This is a genomic window from Candidatus Acididesulfobacter guangdongensis, assembly GCA_004195045.1.
Lineage (GTDB): Bacteria > SZUA-79 > SZUA-79 > Acidulodesulfobacterales > Acidulodesulfobacteraceae > Acididesulfobacter > Acididesulfobacter guangdongensis.
Genome location: SGBC01000004.1, coordinates 144,696 through 163,806 on the forward strand (window position 1 = coordinate 144,696; position 19,111 = coordinate 163,806).

Here is a 19,111-nt window from a genome sequence, read left to right on the forward strand (position 1 = left end):
GGTTTGCAATTAAATTAAAATTAACTTAGATATGGCTTATCCGCCGCTTATCTTGCTTCTACTGCTGCAACGCTTGATATTCCGACGACTATATTCTTTACATTTTATGGGTTAAACATTTTAAGAAAAGATGCCGCAACTTCTTTAAAAGTTGCTCCATTAGGCAACCCTGCAATGCCGATGCCTGTCCCTAATATTATAGGAGCAATCCCCGGCATGACTAATATGGCTACCTCTATGATGAAGTCAATGATTAAAAAACACGGAGTTGCGACCATTCCTGAATTGATTAGCTTATGTCAAGAAACAGGAGTTAAATTAATCGCATGTCAAATGACGGTTGATCTTTTTGGATTTAAAAGAGAAGACTTGATTGACGGTATTGAATACGGCGGAGCAGCTATGTATATGGAAGATGCTTCAACGTCCGATATAACTCTAGCTTTTTAATATTTATTGAATTAAAATTTTAATAAAAAAGGAGGTGATAGGTATGCCGTTAAATATTTCAAAAACCTTGGACGCTTCGGGATTATCCTGTCCTATGCCCATAGTTAAAACAAAAAAAGAAATTGACAGTTTAAGTTCGGGTCAGATTCTGGAAGTTATATCAACCGATCCTGGTTCAAAAAACGATATGACAGCATGGTGCAAAAGAACAGGTAATGAACTAGTAGAATCTGCAGAACAAGGCGGAAAGTTTCAATTTTATGTAAAAAAAAATTAATATTGTGCTACTAAGACTTTACTTTAATCCTGGAATAGAAAGTTATCTTTTGCTTAACCGAGCAAAGAAATGCATAAATATTTTCTATTGCAGGATTAAGGCTTTAAATAAAGATGCATAAAATCGTTTTGTACGTTAAATATTATCCGATTATTCAACCTGAACCTTAGCGTGAGAAATATTGCATCATCCTGCAATTATAATAATTATAATAAATAAATAGTTATTGCCGATATGTCAGCAATGCACCCGCCTAAATTTTATTATTCGCCATTTTTTTTAATTTTATCATTGCCTTCATTTCCAGCTGTCTTATACTTTCCGGCGTCAATTTAAATATTGCGGCTATGTTCTTAAGCGTCATAGGTTCGCCGTCTTCGTGGAGTCCGTATCTGAGGATTACGGCAAATCTTTCTTTTTCCTCTAAAGACGACAGCCATTTGTCTAACAGTTCCAAATTTTCTTTATTGCATATAATAGACAAGGGCGATGTTTTTTCTTCATCGTCTCCTATTATTTCGGAAAGCGCCAGATTATCGTTTTCGGTATTATCGGATACATAGGAATCTATGGACGATATGCGCGGTATCAGATTTATTATTTTTTCAACCCTTATTCTGTTTATGCCGGACTGTTCCGCTATCTCTTCGATATCCGCTTCTTTCTCATTGTCTGCCTCAAATGCGGCTTTAGATTTTATTATATCGCAATATATTTCATATTTATGCAGCGGTATTTTTATTAAATTATGTAAATTTAAAATTCCTCTTTGAATAGATTGTCTTATCCACCATACCGCGCAGGTAGAGAATCTATATCCTCTTTCCGGATTAAATTTCCCTATAGCTTTTATAAGCCCTATATTGCCTTCTTCAATTAAATCTTCCAGAGGAACGCCTCTTCCGGTGAATTTTTTTGCCACGCTTATGACAAGGCTTATATTTGATTTAATTATCAAATCCCTCGCTTCTTTATCTCCGCCGTTGCTTTTTTCTATCAGTTCGTATTCAAGTTCTTTAGCTAAAGGCGGATATTTGCGCAGATATGTTTTGTATAAATAAGGAATAGAGTAATATGTTGAAGACTGAGCATCTTCATTGTTTTCTGTATCGTTCATATCGCAATGGGGGGGGGGGTGATATTAATATTATATTTTATCATGGCAGTTTTGTATTATTTTTTTATTATTTAATTTTATTAAATTTAATAATATCGTGCATATTCTTATTTAATATTATACATTATTATTATTTTTTTAAAAAAATTATTCAAGCAAAATTTTATTTATAATTTGTAAAAATACTTTATTGCGATAATTGTTATTGCATAAAAATTCATTTAATAAAATAAATATAACGTCATATTGTTAAAATAAAGGTTTGAGATATACCTTAATCCTGCAATAGAAAATATTTATACATTTCTTTGCTCGGTTAAGCAAAATATAAGGAAAAGGTGTCATAAGGAAAAGGTGTAGGAAAAGGTGTCAGATTTGGTTTTGGTGTAGGAAAAGGTGTCAGATTTTATTTTTTTGCATATGGAGTAGTTCAATTAGCAAAGAAAATATTTGCAAAAAAATTAATCTGACACCTTTTCCGAAAGATATAATATATTGCTCCCATGCGGATAAAAATGTATAATTAGACTTAGCCGGTATATTAAATCTTAAAAAAATTAAATGGATATTATAAATATTTATACAGACGGAGCCTGTTCCAAAAATCCGGGTCCCGGAGCCTACGCCGCTATATTATTATACAAAGATAATGAAAAAATAATATCGGGATATAAAGAATGGACTACAAATCAGGAGATGGAAATATCCGCAGTTTTAAACGCTCTTAAATCAATTAAAAATAAGGAAATCGCTATAAATCTTTATTCTGATTCAAAATACGCATTAGACGGTATGATGTTCTGGATGCACGACTGGGCAAAAAAACAATGGAAAAAAGATATTAAACATAAGCAAATATGGCAGGAAATATATATTCTGTATAATACGTTAAAAATAAATTGCATATGGGTGAAAGGGCATTCTAATAATTTATATAATGAACAATGTGACAAAATAGCTAAAAACCTGATTAAAGATAACAAGCAATAAAAAAAATAAATAAAAAAATAAATATAGTCGATATATTATAAAAATGATTGCAAAAGAAACTTTTATAGACAGTCTCTTAAAAAAATTAAAAAGCATGCCGGTCGGGCATTATTATGATGTCAGAAGCTACAAAAGAGACAGAGGATTTTATATTATAAAATCTGAAGAAGATGAGTATTGCTTACTGGAAAGAGGTTTTTTTGAAGAAGAATATGTGGCTAATTTTGATGAATTAACCAATATTTTTAAAAAGCTCTTAAAAAGAGAATTTCCAAGGAGCCATAAGTTAAGAATATATAATATGGGCGAAGCTTCCGAATGCATATTTAAGAAACCTAAGCGTAAAAAAATATAGATATTAAAATATTTATATCGATATAATGTATAACGTAAATTTTGCTATTAATTATATTATCTAATTTATAAAAATAAATAAAAAATTTAATAAATATGAAAATATAATAAAAATTTAATAAATAATGCAATAAATGCAATAAATATAATAAAAAATTTAATAAATATAAAAAATTTAAGAAATATAATAAATATAAAAATATAAAAATATAAAAAATGCATAAAGACATAATATATGGGAATATTTAATCTTGTATCCGATTTTAAACCGACAGGAGACCAGCCGAAGGCTATAGAATCAATACTTGAAGGAATAAGAGATAAAAATTATAAGTATCAGACATTGCTCGGGGTTACAGGTTCAGGAAAAACATTTACTATGGCAAATGTTATTAAAGAACTCGATAGACCTGCGCTTATAATCGCTCCCAATAAAACACTCGCAGGGCAGCTTTATTCAGAATTTAAATCATTATTCCCCGAAAATGCAGTTGAGTTTTTCATAAGCTATTATGATTATTACCAGCCTGAGGCTTATGTTCCGTCAAAAGATTTATATATAGAAAAAGATTCTTCTATAAACGATCAGATAGACAAAATGAAACATTCTGCCACTAGGTCAATTTTATCGCGCAGAGATGTCATTGTTATAGCGAGCGTTTCGTGTATTTACGGTCTCGGTTCTCCTGAAACGTACGGCAGTATGCTCTTAGAAATTAAAAAAGGGCAGAAAATTGAAATGAAAGAAGTTTTAAGCAAGCTGACGGAAATAAGATATGACAGAAATGATATAGATTTTCATAGAGGTGTTTTTAGAGTTCGCGGCGATGTGATTGACGTTTTTCCGGCTTACGAAGAAGAAATTGCGATAAGAATCGAGTTTTTTGGAAGCGAAATTTCAATGATTGCCGAAATTGACCCGCTGAGAGGTAAAATAATAAGAAAATTAAATAAAACAGCTATTTATCCTGCGTCGCATTATGTTGCGGACGAATCAACTCTAAAACATGCTATTAAGTCAATTAGAGCAGAACTTGCAGACAGACTTTTAGAATTGAAATCTATGGGTAAACTTGTTGAGGCTCAGAGATTAGAACAAAGAACATTTTACGATATAGAGATGATTGAAGAAATGGGCTATTGTTCCGGTATAGAAAATTATTCAAGACATTTGACAGGCAGAAAAAAAGGCGAAGCGCCGCCGACGCTGTTAGATTATTTTCCTGAAGATTTTACTATATTTGTTGACGAATCTCATGTAAGTATACCCCAGATAAGAGGAATGTACAACGGAGATATATCAAGAAAAACTACATTAGTCGAATACGGCTTCAGGCTTCCGTGCGCTCTTGACAACAGACCGTTAAATTTTGACGAATTCAGTTCTCATATAAAAAATATGCTGTTTGTTTCAGCTACGCCCGCCGATTACGAACTTGGCGTAAGTTCTGAGGTTATTGAGCAGATAATCCGTCCTACCGGTCTTATAGACCCTGAGGTAGAGGTTAGACCCGTCGCTAATCAGGTTGACGATATAATAAGCGAAATTAAAAAGACGGTTAAAGGAGGCGGAAGGGTTTTAGTTACAACTTTAACTAAAAAAATATCTGAAGATCTATCGGAGTTTTTGCTTGACAGCGGAGTGAAGGCTAAATATTTGCATTCGGATATAGCCTCTTTAGAAAGATTTAAAATTATCAGAGAGTTAAGGCTCGGGGAATTTGACGTTCTTGTCGGTATCAATCTTTTAAGAGAGGGGCTTGATATTCCCGAAGTAGAGCTGATAGGTATACTTGATGCAGACAAAGAAGGATTTTTGCGCTCTAAAACCTCGCTTGTTCAGACGATAGGACGCGCTGCAAGAAATATTAAAGGACATGTTATACTATACGGCGATAAAATTACCGATTCTATGGCTTTTGCAATTTCAGAGACTGAACGCAGAAGAAAAATACAGGAAACTTACAATAATAAAAACAATATTACACCTCAATCGATTAAAAAAAATATAGCAGAACTTTTAACTACAATCTTTGAACAGGATTATATAGATTCTTCAGGCGGTGCAGGAGGAGAAAATATTGTTGTTTTAAGCGCAGCTGCGGCTGAAAAAAAAATAAAAAATTTATCAAGATTAATGAAAAAATATTCTAAAGAATTCAATTTTGAAGAAGCAGCCCGTGTAAGAGATGAAATAAATATTATTAAAAAACAGATGCTCCTTCTTGATGCCGTATAATTAATAAAAATGCAAGTTTGGTAATTAATATCGATAATTCTTAAATCGTTATAATCAGTTTTATTACCATATGCGTAATTAATAAAAATGCAAGTTCGCAAGTTCAGTATTAATATTTTTTTAAATTGATAATTAAACAATGACCGATGATTTAATCAGCAGACTAAAATCCTTATCTAATTCCCCGGGTGTTTATCTTATGAAAAACATAGAAGGGGATGTTATTTATGTCGGCAAAGCTAAAAATCTTAAAAAGAGGGTTTCTCAGTATTTTTCCAATAAGAAAACCGATATTAAAACAGAACATCTTGTATCTAAAATTAAAAGCTTTGAAACTATTGTCGTAAATAATGAAGTAGAAGCATTTTTGCTTGAAAATAATCTGATAAAAAATTATAAGCCTAAATACAATATAAATTTAAAAGACGACAAAACATACCCGTATTTAAAAATTACAAAAAATAATTCAAATTCAGCTCCTACATATAAATTAAACAATAAAAATAATGAAAACAAAAAAAACAATGAAAATAATAAAAATCTATGCCGCAAGCCGAACCCGTCAGATTTTCCTTATCTGACAAAAACCCGCTCTTACGATAAAACTTCAGGAGAATATTTTGGACCTTATTCAAACGTAAAAGCTGTAACTGATTTTATCAAAATGATAAATAAAATATTTAAGATAAGAACGTGCAATGATACTAAATTTAAATTATTTGCATCAAAGAATAAACCTTGCGTATATTATCAGATAGATAGATGTTTTGCTCCATGCTGCGGTTATATATCTTCAGAAGATTATAATAATTTAATAAAAGAAATAAAAATGCTGCTGCAGGGTAAAAATAATCAGATAATTAGAGATTTAAAGAATACGATGGATATGTACGTAAAAGAACAAAATTTTGAAGCCGCAATAAAAATAAGAGACAAAATAAACAGTTTGCATATCATCTCTGTAAGTCAGTCAACGGTTATATCAGGCGGAAAAAATATCGATGCTGTCGGTTGTTATTCAGAAAATAACGTATCGGTAATTGATTTGATAATGATAAGAAACGGAAAAATGATAGATTCAAAAAATTATTATTTTAAAAATGTTTATTTAACGGACGAAGAAATAATATCGTCATTTATTGACCAGTATTATGTTTCAAAAAGCAATAGCGACAATATAAATTTAATTCCGGATGAAATCTTGCTTCCTTTCGCGATAAACTCGGAAAACAGAAATATATTAATAGAATTTTTTAAAAAAACATTAGGAAAAAAAATTAAATTAAATATCCCTAATAATGAGAAAAATAAGAATCTCGTTATGATAGCCTCAAATAACGCAAAAAATAATTTTTACGAAAAAAATATTATCGGCGGCAATGGTAATAGTATATACAAATATGAAAGCATTAATCATAACAATAATGAAAAATTGCTTGAATCTCTGAAGCGGCATTTAAATCTTCAAAAAATACCGAAAGTTATCGAATGTTTCGATATATCCAACATTTCAGGAACTTATCCTGTTGCCTCTAAGGCTGTTTTTAAAGATGGTTTAAAAGAAACATCTTTATACAGAAAATATAAAATAAGGTCGAAAAACACTCCTGATGATTATGCGATGATGTACGAGGTTCTGACCAGAAGATTTAAAAATGCCGTTGACGGAAGCGATCCGCTGCCTGATTTGATTATGGCAGACGGCGGGAAGGGTCAGCTTAACGTGTTTACAGAAGTAAAAAAAGAATTTAAAGATTATATCAGCGAAGAACTCATGCCGGACATAATCTCTATTGCCAAAGTTAAAGAAAATGGCAGCAGGGCTCTTAATAAAAGAAGCGCTGATTTTGAAGCCGGCGGTATTCATAAGAAAAATTTCACAGATAAAATATATCTGCCTAATAGAAAAAATGAAGTCAATATTCCGCCTAATTTAATTTTATTTTTAATGTCTGTACGCGATGAAGCGCATAGATTTGCCGTAACATTTCACAGCTCTTTAAAAAGGAAAGCCGTTGTGACATCTGAACTTTTAAATATTAAAGGGATAGGTTTATCGTCGTATAAAAAACTTATAGATTCATTCGGAGACGTAAATAATATTAAACAGCTGCAAGCAGAAGATCTGTCAAAATGCGTCAATTCAAAAATCGCTAAAATAATTTATGAACATTTTCATCATTCAGTTTGATTATATATATTCCATATGTATTCTATATATATTTTATATATAATCTATACGCATTCTATATATTTTTTTAATTCACTTATCAAAATTTTATTATCTCCCCCTCCGTTTAATTCTTTATATCCTTTATATCTCTATTTTTTTTAATTCACTTATCAGAATTTTATTATCTTTCCTTGTTTTAACCGCTATCCTGAAAAAACTGCCGTCTAAACAGCGGTAATTGCCGGCGTATCTTATTAATATGCCTTTATTAAATAAATAATCTTTAATAGTTAATGCGCTGCTTAATTGATGTTGATGATGATTATTGTTATTATTATTATTGGTATTGTCAAGATGATAGCCGGTTTTGATTTTTAAAAGTAAAAAATTTGCTTCTCCGTTTATAATTTCAAAAATTTTCAATCTCATAATATCGTTATACATTTCTTTTTTTAATTTGTTAATATATTTCACTGAATTTTCAATATATCCTGTGTCAGATAGCGAAGAAACAGCCAAAGCCGAGGCGAGTCCGCCTATGCTCCACGGAGTGTTATTTTTTGACATATTTAAAATATTTTTTTCGCAGCTTACTATATAACCTAATCTTTCTCCGGGTATTGCAAAAAATTTTGTCAAAGAACGTAAAACAATTAAGTTGTCAAATTTTTCTATCAGATGTTTAGATGAATATTCTTCTTTAAAATCCATAAAGGATTCATCTAATATTAAATATATGTTTTTCTTTTTGCATATTTTTAGAATCTCTATGACGGTATTTACGGGCGTGATTACTCCTGCGGGATTTGACGGACTTGCTATAAATATTAAATCGCGCTCGTTTAACTTGTTTATTTTCTCAATAAATTCAGTCAAACTGCCGTTTATCAGTTTGAAACTATCTTCGAGAAGCGTACATTGATGCACTGTATTTATATTAAAGGCTCTGCAAGCTCGTTCGTACTCGGAAAACGACGGTTCTGCTATAAGCGCATTTTCGGGTTGAAATACGGATAATATTTTATAAATTAAGTCTGTTGCTCCGGCACCGATAAATATATTACCGCTTTGGACACAATGATAATCGCTGAGTTTGTTTATTAATCTTTCAGGATAAATTTCCGGATAATTTTCAATTAAAAATTTCAGTAATTTTGTATTTTTTAAAATACATAAGGCATTTTTACTTAAACCTAACGAATTTATATTTGCCGAAAAATCTATTTTTTTTTTAGCCTCATTAAAAATATTTAAAATGTCGTAATCATTTTGACCGAATCCTTCAAATAGATTTCCGCCATGCGCCCCATCATCACACTGCCTGTTTTCTGTTAACCTGTTACAATCGTCTTCTTCTATCATTAATGTCATATCTTCAACTTATAAAATTAAGCTGTTATTTTTTCTATTAAAATATTAAGCGCCGCTACATCCACCTGCGTATCTCTGCACGGTCCATTAGGTCTTATATTTATCAATCCGTAAACGTGTAATGGAAAAGCGTCCAGTATTCCGGACGACAGATCACGTTCGCAGGCGACGGCGATAACAATTTTCGGTCTTTTCTCTTCCAATACCCTTCTGGCTAATGTTCCTCCGGTTGCCACAGCTATATCAATTCCTTTTTTATCGCCTAAAACATTAAGCTCTTTAATATTACATTTGCCGCAATCAAGACAATGGTGAATATCTTCCGTAATTTTTGCCTTACAATTATGCAGCTGAAGACAATGGGGCAAAAGAATTAATATTCTGTTGTGCGGAACCTGCTTTCCGATAGAAAAGAGTAGCGAATTATTTATTGCGATAAACGAGCGCTGCATTTTATTTCTGTCTATGCGGAAAATTGACGATATTAGAACTGCGGCAGGATATAATATTTTTATTAATACATAACGTGTAAAATTAACGAAAAATAATTTATTTTTATTATCATTATATATTAAACTGATTATAAATATAGCTATAAATAGGAAAAATATAGAAATTATTAAGATAAAAATTAAGAACGGCAAATCTGGATTTAATTTTTCAAGTCCGCCAGAAATAAGCCAGAAAAGAATTGACGATAAAACAAGCAGCGCAATAGATGCTATTGCTATGGTTTTTATAAAATAAACATGTTCTTTTTTTATTGACATTTAAAGTGGTTAAACAAGTAGTTAAACAATATTTGTTATTTATTGCATTATTGCAGTGCGATGCCAGGAATAATCCTTGTTCCATTGATGAAATCGACATAATTCATTGATTTCTTGCTTTCAGGCTTTAATTCTAATAATTCTAAATAAACGCCTTTTTCTAATGTGCTTACAACTAAACCGGATTTATCGGCTATTACTACCGTGCCGGGTTTGTAAATTAAGTCATGTCCGCACCCGTTTTCTTGTTTTGACGATATATTTAATGGCATATTGTCTTTACTGTTGCCGCTGTTTTGAGTAAATATATTATTGCAATTATTTTTTTTGGCTGATATTTCATTTATTTTGTCAGGCAGTAATTCTGATGACAGTTTATTGTATATTATCTGTTGATTTGTATTTAAATCTTCGTTTAAAAATTCGCAATAATTGTGTTTTGGTTTAATATATATTATTTTTAAATTATCTTTATCTATATTTTCGTTATTTTCGCCGCACATTTTTAATTGTTCTTTTATTATTATAAGATTAGCTTTTATAATTTTTATCGTTTTTTTTTCAAAAATAAAATATGCGTTATCGGATTGAGAGAATGTTCTGATTTTAGAATAAATCAAATCTGGCTCGTCAAGTTTAAAATTAATTTTTTTAGTTTCGTTATCTATTTTATCTGTTACGGTTAAATATTGCCTGTAATCTTTTCGGTATAGTATTGAACCGGATTGGGGCGAAGCGTAGGTAAAAATTTTTTTATATTTTTTATTTAAATGGATATCATCTATAGCGTGAATGAAACTCAGCGTTTTTACTATATCAGACAAAATATACGCACCTTCCTTTGAAACTTTAGAGTACAATTCGTTAAAGTATTCATCTTTAGCAATCGGAATTTTCATCTGAGCCATAATCGGACCTGTATCCATTCTTTCGTCTAATGCCATTATAGAAATCCCTGTAAATTTAAGATTTTCAAGTATGGCGTAATGGATTGGACTGGGACCCCTCAGGTCAGGCAGAATAGAAGGGTGGAGATTTATAGCGCCGTATAATGGTATATTTAGAATCTTTTCAGGTAGAATCAGACCGTAAGCAACAACAATAATTAAATCCGGTTTGATATCCGCAAGATAATCTATTTCATCTCCATTATTCTTAAGGGTTTTAGGAGTTCTTACCGGTATATCGTATTTTTCGCTTATAATACTGACGGGAGATTTTATATATTGGGATTTTTTTGCGTTCCATGTTTCAGGTTTTGTATATACGCACTGTAATTCAATAATATTCTTTTTTGTTAATTCAATTATAGATATTAAGGAATTTGCTGCAATTTCAGGAGTTCCCATAAAAACAACCTTCATGGGCTTAATATTATTAATATTATAATCCATACTAATGCGCTTTTTCTTCAAATTTTAATTTTTTAAGTTTTGCGTTATACAATGTTCTTTTAAGAGGAGAGGCTTTATCAATAAAAAGAACGCCGTCAAGATGGTCAATTTCATGTTGAAAAGCTATGGATAATATACCTTCGGATTCTGTAATAAATTCTTTTCCGTCTAATCCTACGGCTCTTACTTTAATGTTTTTAGATCTTTCAATATCTGCATTGAATCCCGGTATAGACAGGCATCCCTCTTCGTGAATAATTTTACCTTCTCTGTATATTATTTCAGGATTAATTGCAATTATAAGATTTTTATTCAGAAAGAGAATATCTCTGTCTTTTAAAAAATTTTCGCAATTTGCATCAAGTTTTTTACCGACATCGATTGCAATTATCCTTTTGTTTATTCCTACCTGCGTTGCTGCAAGACCAACCCCTTCAGCTTTATACATCGTATATGCTATATCTTTTGCCAGTTCTTCTATGCTTTTGAGTTCGTCCTTGGTTACGTTCTGAGCCTTTATCCTGAGTTTCGGGTCGGGATATTGTAAAATATTAAAAAATTTCATAATTAAATTATTGTTTTTTTACTCGGCTATTTATTATTTCAGCTTTATTCTATCTAATTTTGCTTTATTTTTATCTATTTATCTATGTTTGTTTTTAGTGCTTGTTTTAAATTATTTCTATTTTTTTATTTTTATGTTCTATTTATAGCTATACTATTATTCTGGACAATTTTTGTGTTCTACGTTTTTGCAGTTTTACACAGTTCTAATATATAGCATTATTGCATTACATACCTATTGTATGTCTTATATTATTATTATATCATAATCTTAGAAAACTATATGCTTCGCTTTATATATTATTTACATTTCGTTTTATAGCATAAGTCTTAAGCTAATCGTTTAGATTAAACTTTTTTTGATAAATAACCAATCCGTGTAATGTCAGCGGAAAATTATATAAATGCTGAGTCGCAGCATTAGGCAATTTTTTAGAGACTGACTTAGGCGGCACTTTTAAAGCTGCAAATCCCGCCGGTATTTTTTTTCTTTTAACTCTAAGCAGCGGACCGTGTTTCAATGGTGCCGGTATTCTAGTCTGTCTTGTAATTTTAAAAATATTGTTTAAATGTTTAGAATTAAACCATATTCCTTCATTCCAATAATAATATTGTTTAGTTTTAGCGTAATAATAGTACACCTTTTGATTCTTTTTATCTATATAACCTTTAAGGTCAGATGAAAGATTTAAAATGACATATTTTTTGTTCTCGGCATAATACTTTTTGTTTAACTTACCGCCTATATTTTTAGTACCGTTGTTATTTTTAATAGAAGCGTAGGACAGAGCATATGCAGAATTAAATAATGCGAAAGAAAAAATAAATATAAAAGCTGTACCCGTTAAAAGCTGGAAAATTGAAAAACTTTTATTTTTAAGCATTATACACCTGTTTAAAGTTTTAATTAATTTTATTATCATCAATTTTGACTGTCGTTATTTGACTATATTATATTATAAATTATTAAAAATCAATTTTTAATTGAAATTTTTAGTATGATATATAAATGAAATATTTCGATTCAGAATTTATTTATTTTAATTTTTAATATTGTTTTTTTAAAGAAATAATGTTAACATATAGAAAAATGTATTATTTGTGACCATTACATCTGTTATTATTGGTTATTATGCTATTTGGTTAATGTTGTATGATATGATATGAGATAACATCGTATGATATATGTTATGGTTTTAAAATTAAAACAGTTAAATATAGTTTAAAATATTAATAAGGAGACAAAATGGCTCTTTTATCTAAAGAAGATGCTGCGTATCTTAAAAAAGATTTTTCTGAAAAATTAAAAGAAAACATTAAAATAATTTTTTTTAAATCTGAAGATGCCTGCTTGTATTGCAACGAAACAAGGGAGATACTTACTGAATTGTCGTCGCTCAGCGATAAAATTTCTCTCATCGAATATGATTTTGACAAAGATAAAGATGCAGTTAAGACATATGCGGTTAAAAGAACTCCTGCTATTATTATTGCAGGAGACGATAAAGATTACGGCATAAGATTTTACGGAATGCCGGCAGGTCATGAGTTTACGACCATAATAACGGCTATAAAAAACGTATCAAATAAAACTGCCAATCTGAGTGAAAATACTTTGACTAAGCTCAAGGAAATAATAAAGCCGTTTAACATACAAGTTTTTATAACACCTACCTGACCTCATTGTCCGCCGGCGGCGGTTCTCGCATACGCATTTGCAATGGTAAACGATTATATTACCGCAGAAGTAATAGAGGTTCAGGAGTTTGTTAATTTAGCAGACAAATATGAGGTCAGCAGCGTACCTAAGACGGTTATGAATGATAACGGAGAGGTTTTAGGGGCTGTTCCTGAAAGTATTTTTTTGAGTAAAGCTATGGAATCATATAACTCATAATGCAATATAATACAACGAAATATAAAATTAAATATAATATGTGCGGCAGGTCTGTGTTTGCTGCGTCTTATACCTTAATCCTGCAATAGAAAATATTTATGCATTTCTTTGCTCGGTTAAGCAAAATATAACTTTCTATTGCAGAAATATAAGGAAAAGGTGTCAGATTTTATTTTTTTGCATATGGAATAGTTCAATTAACAAAGAAAATATTTGCAAAAAAATTAATCTGACACCTTTTCCGAGCAGATAACTTTCTATTGCAGGATTAAGGTTATAGTGCCGTGCAGATTATATTTAATTTAATGTGGTATAATATATAATATTATGCAGCCAAAATTACACAGTTATTGTATTGATAAGACTATAAGCGTTTTATATAATGACTCGAAGTTTGATGTTATCAATAAACTATTCGATTGCAAGATATCTCCGCTGGGTTTTGACGAGCGTATCCTGCTAATGCAGAGGGGTTCTTATATAATTGACAGGCTTGCGATTAAAAAGTTCAGGGTTCACTGGTTTGGAGGACATTATCTTTATCCTCACTCTCATGCAGGCTATGTCAGGGGATTCTCAGACGCGGGGACAAAATGCGCGCAGCTTTTTAATATTGCCGTTTCTTCGTGGAAAAAAGGAAATATTAAAAGTTCATTTATTGCATTGGGCGGCGCTACTCATCTAGTGCAGGATTTGTGCATTCCGTTTCATACTACAAATCTCGCATTGAAAAAACATATTCATTTCGAAAGATGGATGTCGGCAAATTATCTTGATTTATCTATCGGGCTTGAGAACGGTACGTATAAATTTGAATCTTTAAAAGGACATTATAATGACCAGTCGGCTTTCGGATGGGTTGACTACAATGCTCATAATTCTTCAAAATATTTGCCAGAGCTGCTTTATGCATCAAAGTCGGCCGACTATTTTAAATCTTTAAATATAATTTTACCTCAGGCAATCAAAACATCTGCCGGTTTTCTTAAATTATTTGCCAAAAAAGTTTCGTGATCCGTAAACATTAGCGAACGCGGCGCTATTTATTTATTGCGCATACTATTATACACTGCGTTGCAAATATCTAACCCAACTTTACCGCTTTTATGATTCTAAAATTATAACCCATTAATATTGTTATATTTTATTTTTTATTCAGTAGCCCGTAGACATTTTTATTGCCCCATGAATATAGTAATATCAATGTGTTGTTGATAGCTGCTGATAATTATGATGAAGTTTGGCTAAAAATAAACTTTATTGTTTTAATTACTTAGGTTTATAATTTTTTTCTCAGGTCTTTGACTCTTTTAGATTTTCCCTGGCTTCTTTCCAATGTTTTTGGAGGAACTATTGTAACTTTTGATTTTACCCCGATAAGTTCATGAATTTTATACTGGAGCATAGCCGATATCTCTTCTAATTTTTTATCGCCCATATTGTATATTTCAGATTTGGCTTCGACAAGAATATTAATTTTATCCAACAGATTGTCCGTATACAGTTCAATCAGGTAAACAGGCTCTAAAAAATCAAAACTGAACACGGCTGATTCAATTTGCGACGGAAACACATTTACACCTTTGATTATAACCATATCGTCCGTTCTGCCTTTAATTTTTTTCATTCTTACAAAAGTTCTTCCGCATTTGCATTTTTCTCTGTTTAGACTCGTAATATCGCGGGTTCTGTATCTTATTAAAGGCATAGCTTCCTGATTTAAGTTTGTCAGAACCAACTCTCCAAGCTCTCCTTCGGGAAGAACGTCGCCTGTTTTGGGGTCTATTATTTCAGGATAAAAATTGTCTTCATTGATATGCAATCCGTTTTTGTATTCACATTCATAGGCAACACCGGGACCTAAAAGTTCACTTAAACCATAGATATCATATGCGTCAATATTAAGCATACCTTCAATTTTCAGTCTTAATTCATTAGACCACGGTTCAGCGCCGAATATACCTTTTTTTAATTTTAACTTTGAGGTATCTTTGATATATTTAGGGAGTTCTTCGGATAAAAAAAGTGCGTATGACGGTGTGCAAAATAAAACTGTAACGCCGAGATCGTTCATCATAGCAAATTGTCTTTCGGTAAATCCGCTTGACATCGGCACTAACGTCATTCCGATATTTTCGGCTCCGTAATGAAAGCCGAGTCCTCCGGTAAACAAACCGTAGCCGAAAGCATTTTGCGCAATATCGTTTTTATTTAATCCGCAGGCGTAAAAGACCCTTGACATTAAATCTGCCCATACTTTTATATCTTTTTTAGTATAAGATACAATAATCGGTTTTGCCGTAGTTCCTGAAGAAGCATGTATTCTTATTATTTTATCTAAATTGGACGAAAATAGTCCGAATGGATAATTATTTACAAGATCGCTTTTTAAAGTAAAAGGGATATTTTTTAGATCTTTAGTACTTCTAATTAAATCTATATTAACTCCTGCCTTATCAAATTGTTCTTTATAAAAAGGTACGTTTTTGTAAACATATTTTAATGTTTTGTTTAATCTTTCAAGTATTAGTACATTTAGATCGTCTGAAGGCATTGTTTCTAATTTTTCTTCAAAATAGTTTATCTGAATACTTTTTTTGTTCATAAATATACTGTCCTTTAAAAAATAATTATAATATTATGATTATGATGATATTACAGTTAATATTTAAACGGTTAATATACAAAAATAAATTGCGTATTAAAAAATATAATGTAAAATACTATATAATTTATTACAAATTTACTGACGATTCTCTATAATTTAATATAAACATACTTAAATGTTCTATGATATAGTATAAATTATAAATATAGCACAATTAAGCTAACATACTATATAGTTTAATACAAATTTAATATAAAATACAATAAAAATAAAATTATTATCAAACAGTCAGGCTGAAATTTTACGTCCGAGCAAAAATGCCTTTTCATTTATATCTATTGTGTTAGCCGGCACATTTTCCTTAAGAATATTAAGCCATGTCTGTTCCTGTATATAAGTAAATTGCGAAGATGCTCCGATAAGGATGGTATTGGCGACTTTTATATTCCCCAATTCCTGCGCAATTTTGCCTATATCTACCGTAATTAAATCTTTAAAATTAAAATCTATTGTAATTTTATCTATAATTGATTTAAAAGATGGCAGGCTCACAGGATTTGCAGAAGACCTTCTGATATATTTTCCGATTGAAGCAGTTATTATTTTTGTTTTTTCACTTGCATAATCTATATATCTAAGAGTTTCATATAAATCAAAAGATAATATTATATCTGCAGTGTGTAAAGGTATTAAAGGAGTAAAAATTTTATTGCCGTATCTTAAATGCGTTGATACTGAGCCTCCTCTCTGAGACATACCGTGCACTTCCGAGGTTTTAACGTCGTAGTTTTCATAAAAAGCGCTCAGACTTATTATTTTACCGGATAGGACGACGCCTTGCCCTCCTATTCCGCAAATCAAAATACTTTGATTAGTTTCCATACGTTATATTTTTATTTTTAAATATTATTTTTAATTATGTATAAATCCAAAGACGCAAATATCTCTGCATATTGAACATCCGGTACAGGAAGAGTCAATTGTCGGCACCGGTTTATTTTTGTCTGTTATTTTATCAGATATTACAATAGAAGGGCATCCAATCGAAATACACAAGTCACAGCCGATGCATCCGGCAGAATCTATTTTAAATTGATTTTCCGGCGCTAATTTTTTTGGATATAAAACGCAAGGTCTGTTTGTTATAATTACATTGAGAGTGTTTGTGCTTAAAGCATGTTTAAGGGTATTATACGTAGAATTGTAATTATAGGAATCGACATCGTAAATTTCGGTAATACCTATCCCTTCTACTATTTTTTTTATATCAATTTTATTGGCTATAATAGCATCATTAAGGTTTTTTCCGGTTCCGGGATGTTCCTGTCCGCCGGTCATAGCAGTCGTGGAATTATCTAAAATAATTGCGGTAAATATTGCGTCGTTGTATTTTGCATCTATTAGAGAAGTTATACCTGAATGAAAAAAAGTAGAGTCGCCCATAACGGCTGCAACTTTTTTATCGGAAGATTTTGACAGATACAAACCTTGGGCAGCACCGAAAGCCAGTCCCATAGATATACAGCTGTCCATTGCGCTAAGCGGCGGTAAAGCGCCAAGCGTATAGCATCCTATATCGCCCATTACAGGGACTCTTAATTTTTTTAAAGCGTAAAATACCGAAGTATGCGGACAGCCGCTGCATAATGCCGGAAGCCTTGGCGGAATATCTATTGCGTTATTTATTGCACTGTCTTTATTTTTATTGACGTTGGTATAATTATTATTATCAGAATTATCAGAATTATCAGAATTTTCGCAGGATAGCCGTTCAGGCGCAAAATTTTTTTGAAACCGTCCTTCTAAAAAACCGTTTTTTATAAGTCCTTCTCTTACAAGGTCAGGAGTCAGTTCGCCAAATTGTGGAAAAAAATCTTTGCCTTTGAGCATTATGCCGAGCGTACTGATTTCATTTTCAATAAAAGACTCGAGTTCTTCAATAACTACTACATTTTTAACTTTTGAGCAAAATTCATTAATTAGCGCATCAGGCAGCGGATAAGAAAACGAGAGCTTCAGAAAAGATGCTTCAGGCATAATTTCCTTTGCATATTGATACGATACCCCGCTTGTTATAATTCCGTAATTTAAATTGCTATATTCAATTTTATTTAATCCTGAAGTATTTGAAAATTCTCTTAATTTTTTAAGTCTGTCAATGGCTGTTTTATGTCTTTTTCTTGCATACACCGGCACCATAACAAATTTTTCTATATTTTTTGTATATTTTGTATTTCCGCTATCTGTCGCTTCCATAGCTTTTTGGCGCTCTGGAAATGCGATAGAGTTATATGTATTATTATTTAAATCTATTATGCTTCTTGAGTGCGATATTCTTGTGGTAGTTCTGACTAAAACAGGAGTATCAAAAATTTCGCTTATGTCGAAAGCTATTTTTGAAAAATAATAACATTCCTGACTGTCAGAAGGCTCAAGCAGCGGAACTTTTGCGAATTTAGCGTAATACCTGTTATCCTGCTCGTTTTGCGAACTATGCATGTTAGGGTCGTCGGCGGTTAATATTACAATGCCGCCTCTGACGCCTGTGAGCGATAATGTCATAAAAGGGTCTGACGCAACATTTAAACCGACGTGCTTAGTAGTAAAAAGACTTCTTTTCCAGCCTATAGACGCTCCTATAGCAATTTCAAGAGCGGTTTTTTCATTGATAGACCAGTTTACATAAATACCTTTGAATTTTGATAAAAAAGGAAGAATTTCTGAACTGGGCGTTCCGGGATAACCTACCGCAATTGACGTTTTACCATTATAACATCCAAAAGCGACAGCTTCGTTGCCTGTAAGCAATAACTTGTCGTTAAAAATTTTTAAAAAAGACAAATCCATGAAAATAATTTCGCAAATGGTTGATCCGGCTCAATTTGGTTTATTTATTGTTTACTTATT

Annotated in this window: 17 protein-coding genes and 1 pseudogene; 9 read left to right on the top strand and 9 right to left on the bottom strand. The window is 31.4% G+C overall.

Annotation, left to right across the window (positions count from 1 at the left end; translation table 11 throughout):
• The first annotated feature begins 78 nt into the window (after positions 1-78).
• Positions 79-450: a peroxiredoxin family protein gene (locus EVJ46_09240; protein RZD15699.1), complete on the top strand. Its 372-nt coding sequence runs from the start codon at positions 79-81 to the stop codon at positions 448-450.
• Between the two features lie 43 nt (positions 451-493).
• Positions 494-727, top strand: coding sequence for a sulfurtransferase TusA family protein (locus EVJ46_09245; GenBank protein RZD15700.1), 234 nt, complete (start codon positions 494-496; stop codon positions 725-727).
• Between the two features lie 253 nt (positions 728-980).
• Here the strand turns inward: EVJ46_09245 and EVJ46_09250 are convergent, their stop codons facing one another.
• Positions 981-1,844 (bottom strand): sigma-70 family RNA polymerase sigma factor, encoded by an 864-nt coding sequence (locus EVJ46_09250; GenBank protein RZD15701.1) that lies wholly within the window; start codon positions 1,842-1,844, stop codon positions 981-983.
• A gap of 561 nt (positions 1,845-2,405) precedes the next feature.
• On the opposite strand from EVJ46_09250, the gene EVJ46_09255 reads away from it, so the two are divergent.
• The 4 genes and pseudogenes from EVJ46_09255 (at position 2,406) to EVJ46_09270 (ending at position 5,884) form a co-directional block, all read left to right on the top strand.
• On the top strand, positions 2,406-2,834 hold the full coding sequence (locus tag EVJ46_09255) for a ribonuclease HI (protein ID RZD15702.1): 429 nt from the start codon (positions 2,406-2,408) through the stop codon (positions 2,832-2,834).
• A gap of 43 nt (positions 2,835-2,877) precedes the next feature.
• The gene (locus tag EVJ46_09260) at positions 2,878-3,189 is read left to right on the top strand and encodes a hypothetical protein (GenBank protein ID RZD15703.1); all 312 of its coding nucleotides are present in this window, start codon (positions 2,878-2,880) and stop codon (positions 3,187-3,189) included.
• Positions 3,190-3,423: 234 nt separating this feature from the next.
• Positions 3,424-5,427 carry an excinuclease ABC subunit UvrB gene (gene uvrB, locus EVJ46_09265; protein RZD15704.1) on the top strand — a complete coding sequence of 668 codons (2,004 nt, stop codon included), beginning with the start codon at positions 3,424-3,426 and terminating at the stop codon, positions 5,425-5,427.
• Between the two features lie 139 nt (positions 5,428-5,566).
• Positions 5,567-5,884 (top strand): annotated as a pseudogene (locus tag EVJ46_09270) (excinuclease ABC subunit UvrC).
• Positions 5,885-7,741: 1,857 nt separating this feature from the next.
• On the opposite strand, the gene EVJ46_09275 reads toward EVJ46_09270, so the two are convergent.
• The 5 genes from EVJ46_09275 to EVJ46_09295 form a co-directional block, all read right to left on the bottom strand.
• Positions 7,742-8,971: an aminotransferase class I/II-fold pyridoxal phosphate-dependent enzyme gene (locus EVJ46_09275; GenBank protein ID RZD15705.1), complete on the bottom strand. Its 1,230-nt coding sequence runs from the start codon at positions 8,969-8,971 to the stop codon at positions 7,742-7,744.
• Between the two features lie 17 nt (positions 8,972-8,988).
• Positions 8,989-9,741 carry a DUF116 domain-containing protein gene (locus tag EVJ46_09280; GenBank protein ID RZD15706.1) on the bottom strand — a complete coding sequence of 251 codons (753 nt, stop codon included), beginning with the start codon at positions 9,739-9,741 and terminating at the stop codon, positions 8,989-8,991.
• 47 nt (positions 9,742-9,788) lie between these two features.
• Positions 9,789-11,135, bottom strand: a complete 1,347-nt coding sequence (locus tag EVJ46_09285) for a hypothetical protein (GenBank protein RZD15707.1) — start codon at positions 11,133-11,135, stop codon at positions 9,789-9,791.
• 1 nt (position 11,136) lies between these two features.
• Positions 11,137-11,700 carry a peptide deformylase gene (gene def / locus EVJ46_09290; GenBank protein ID RZD15708.1) on the bottom strand — a complete coding sequence of 188 codons (564 nt, stop codon included), beginning with the start codon at positions 11,698-11,700 and terminating at the stop codon, positions 11,137-11,139.
• A gap of 334 nt (positions 11,701-12,034) precedes the next feature.
• Positions 12,035-12,583, bottom strand: coding sequence for a hypothetical protein (locus tag EVJ46_09295; GenBank protein ID RZD15709.1), 549 nt, complete (start codon positions 12,581-12,583; stop codon positions 12,035-12,037).
• 362 nt (positions 12,584-12,945) lie between these two features.
• Between EVJ46_09295 and EVJ46_09300 the strand changes: the two genes are divergently transcribed.
• The 3 genes from EVJ46_09300 (at position 12,946) to EVJ46_09310 (ending at position 14,610) form a co-directional block, all read left to right on the top strand.
• Entirely contained in the window at positions 12,946-13,377 is a 432-nt protein-coding gene (locus tag EVJ46_09300; protein RZD15710.1) for a hypothetical protein, read from the top strand.
• Between the two features lie 42 nt (positions 13,378-13,419).
• Positions 13,420-13,596: a hypothetical protein gene (locus EVJ46_09305; GenBank protein ID RZD15711.1), complete on the top strand. Its 177-nt coding sequence runs from the start codon at positions 13,420-13,422 to the stop codon at positions 13,594-13,596.
• Positions 13,597-13,923: 327 nt separating this feature from the next.
• Entirely contained in the window at positions 13,924-14,610 is a 687-nt protein-coding gene (locus EVJ46_09310) for a hypothetical protein (protein RZD15712.1), read from the top strand.
• 265 nt (positions 14,611-14,875) lie between these two features.
• On the opposite strand, the gene EVJ46_09315 is transcribed toward EVJ46_09310, so the two are convergent.
• From EVJ46_09315 to EVJ46_09325, 3 genes are all read right to left on the bottom strand, one after another.
• Positions 14,876-16,180 (bottom strand): phenylacetate--CoA ligase, encoded by a 1,305-nt coding sequence (locus EVJ46_09315; GenBank protein ID RZD15824.1) that lies wholly within the window; start codon positions 16,178-16,180, stop codon positions 14,876-14,878.
• A gap of 312 nt (positions 16,181-16,492) precedes the next feature.
• Complete coding sequence (locus tag EVJ46_09320) at positions 16,493-17,086, bottom strand: indolepyruvate oxidoreductase subunit beta (protein ID RZD15713.1); 594 nt, start codon at positions 17,084-17,086, stop codon at positions 16,493-16,495.
• Between the two features lie 30 nt (positions 17,087-17,116).
• Positions 17,117-19,051, bottom strand: coding sequence for an indolepyruvate ferredoxin oxidoreductase subunit alpha (locus EVJ46_09325; protein ID RZD15714.1), 1,935 nt, complete (start codon positions 19,049-19,051; stop codon positions 17,117-17,119).
• Positions 19,052-19,111 lie beyond the last annotated feature (60 nt).

Coding starts and splice junctions, on each gene's coding strand:
- EVJ46_09245 (RZD15700.1), top strand. CDS start 494: ATGCCGTTAAATATTTCAAAAACCTTGGACGCTTCGGGATTATCCTGT.
- EVJ46_09250 (RZD15701.1), bottom strand. CDS start 1,844: ATGAACGATACAGAAAACAATGAAGATGCTCAGTCTTCAACATATTAC.
- EVJ46_09255 (RZD15702.1), top strand. CDS start 2,406: ATGGATATTATAAATATTTATACAGACGGAGCCTGTTCCAAAAATCCG.
- EVJ46_09260 (RZD15703.1), top strand. CDS start 2,878: ATGATTGCAAAAGAAACTTTTATAGACAGTCTCTTAAAAAAATTAAAA.
- uvrB (RZD15704.1), top strand. CDS start 3,424: ATGGGAATATTTAATCTTGTATCCGATTTTAAACCGACAGGAGACCAG.
- EVJ46_09275 (RZD15705.1), bottom strand. CDS start 8,971: ATGACATTAATGATAGAAGAAGACGATTGTAACAGGTTAACAGAAAAC.
- EVJ46_09280 (RZD15706.1), bottom strand. CDS start 9,741: ATGTCAATAAAAAAAGAACATGTTTATTTTATAAAAACCATAGCAATA.
- EVJ46_09285 (RZD15707.1), bottom strand. CDS start 11,135: ATGGATTATAATATTAATAATATTAAGCCCATGAAGGTTGTTTTTATG.
- def (RZD15708.1), bottom strand. CDS start 11,700: ATGAAATTTTTTAATATTTTACAATATCCCGACCCGAAACTCAGGATA.
- EVJ46_09295 (RZD15709.1), bottom strand. CDS start 12,583: ATGCTTAAAAATAAAAGTTTTTCAATTTTCCAGCTTTTAACGGGTACA.
- EVJ46_09300 (RZD15710.1), top strand. CDS start 12,946: ATGGCTCTTTTATCTAAAGAAGATGCTGCGTATCTTAAAAAAGATTTT.
- EVJ46_09305 (RZD15711.1), top strand. CDS start 13,420: ATGGTAAACGATTATATTACCGCAGAAGTAATAGAGGTTCAGGAGTTT.
- EVJ46_09310 (RZD15712.1), top strand. CDS start 13,924: ATGCAGCCAAAATTACACAGTTATTGTATTGATAAGACTATAAGCGTT.
- EVJ46_09320 (RZD15713.1), bottom strand. CDS start 17,086: ATGGAAACTAATCAAAGTATTTTGATTTGCGGAATAGGAGGGCAAGGC.
- EVJ46_09325 (RZD15714.1), bottom strand. CDS start 19,051: ATGGATTTGTCTTTTTTAAAAATTTTTAACGACAAGTTATTGCTTACA.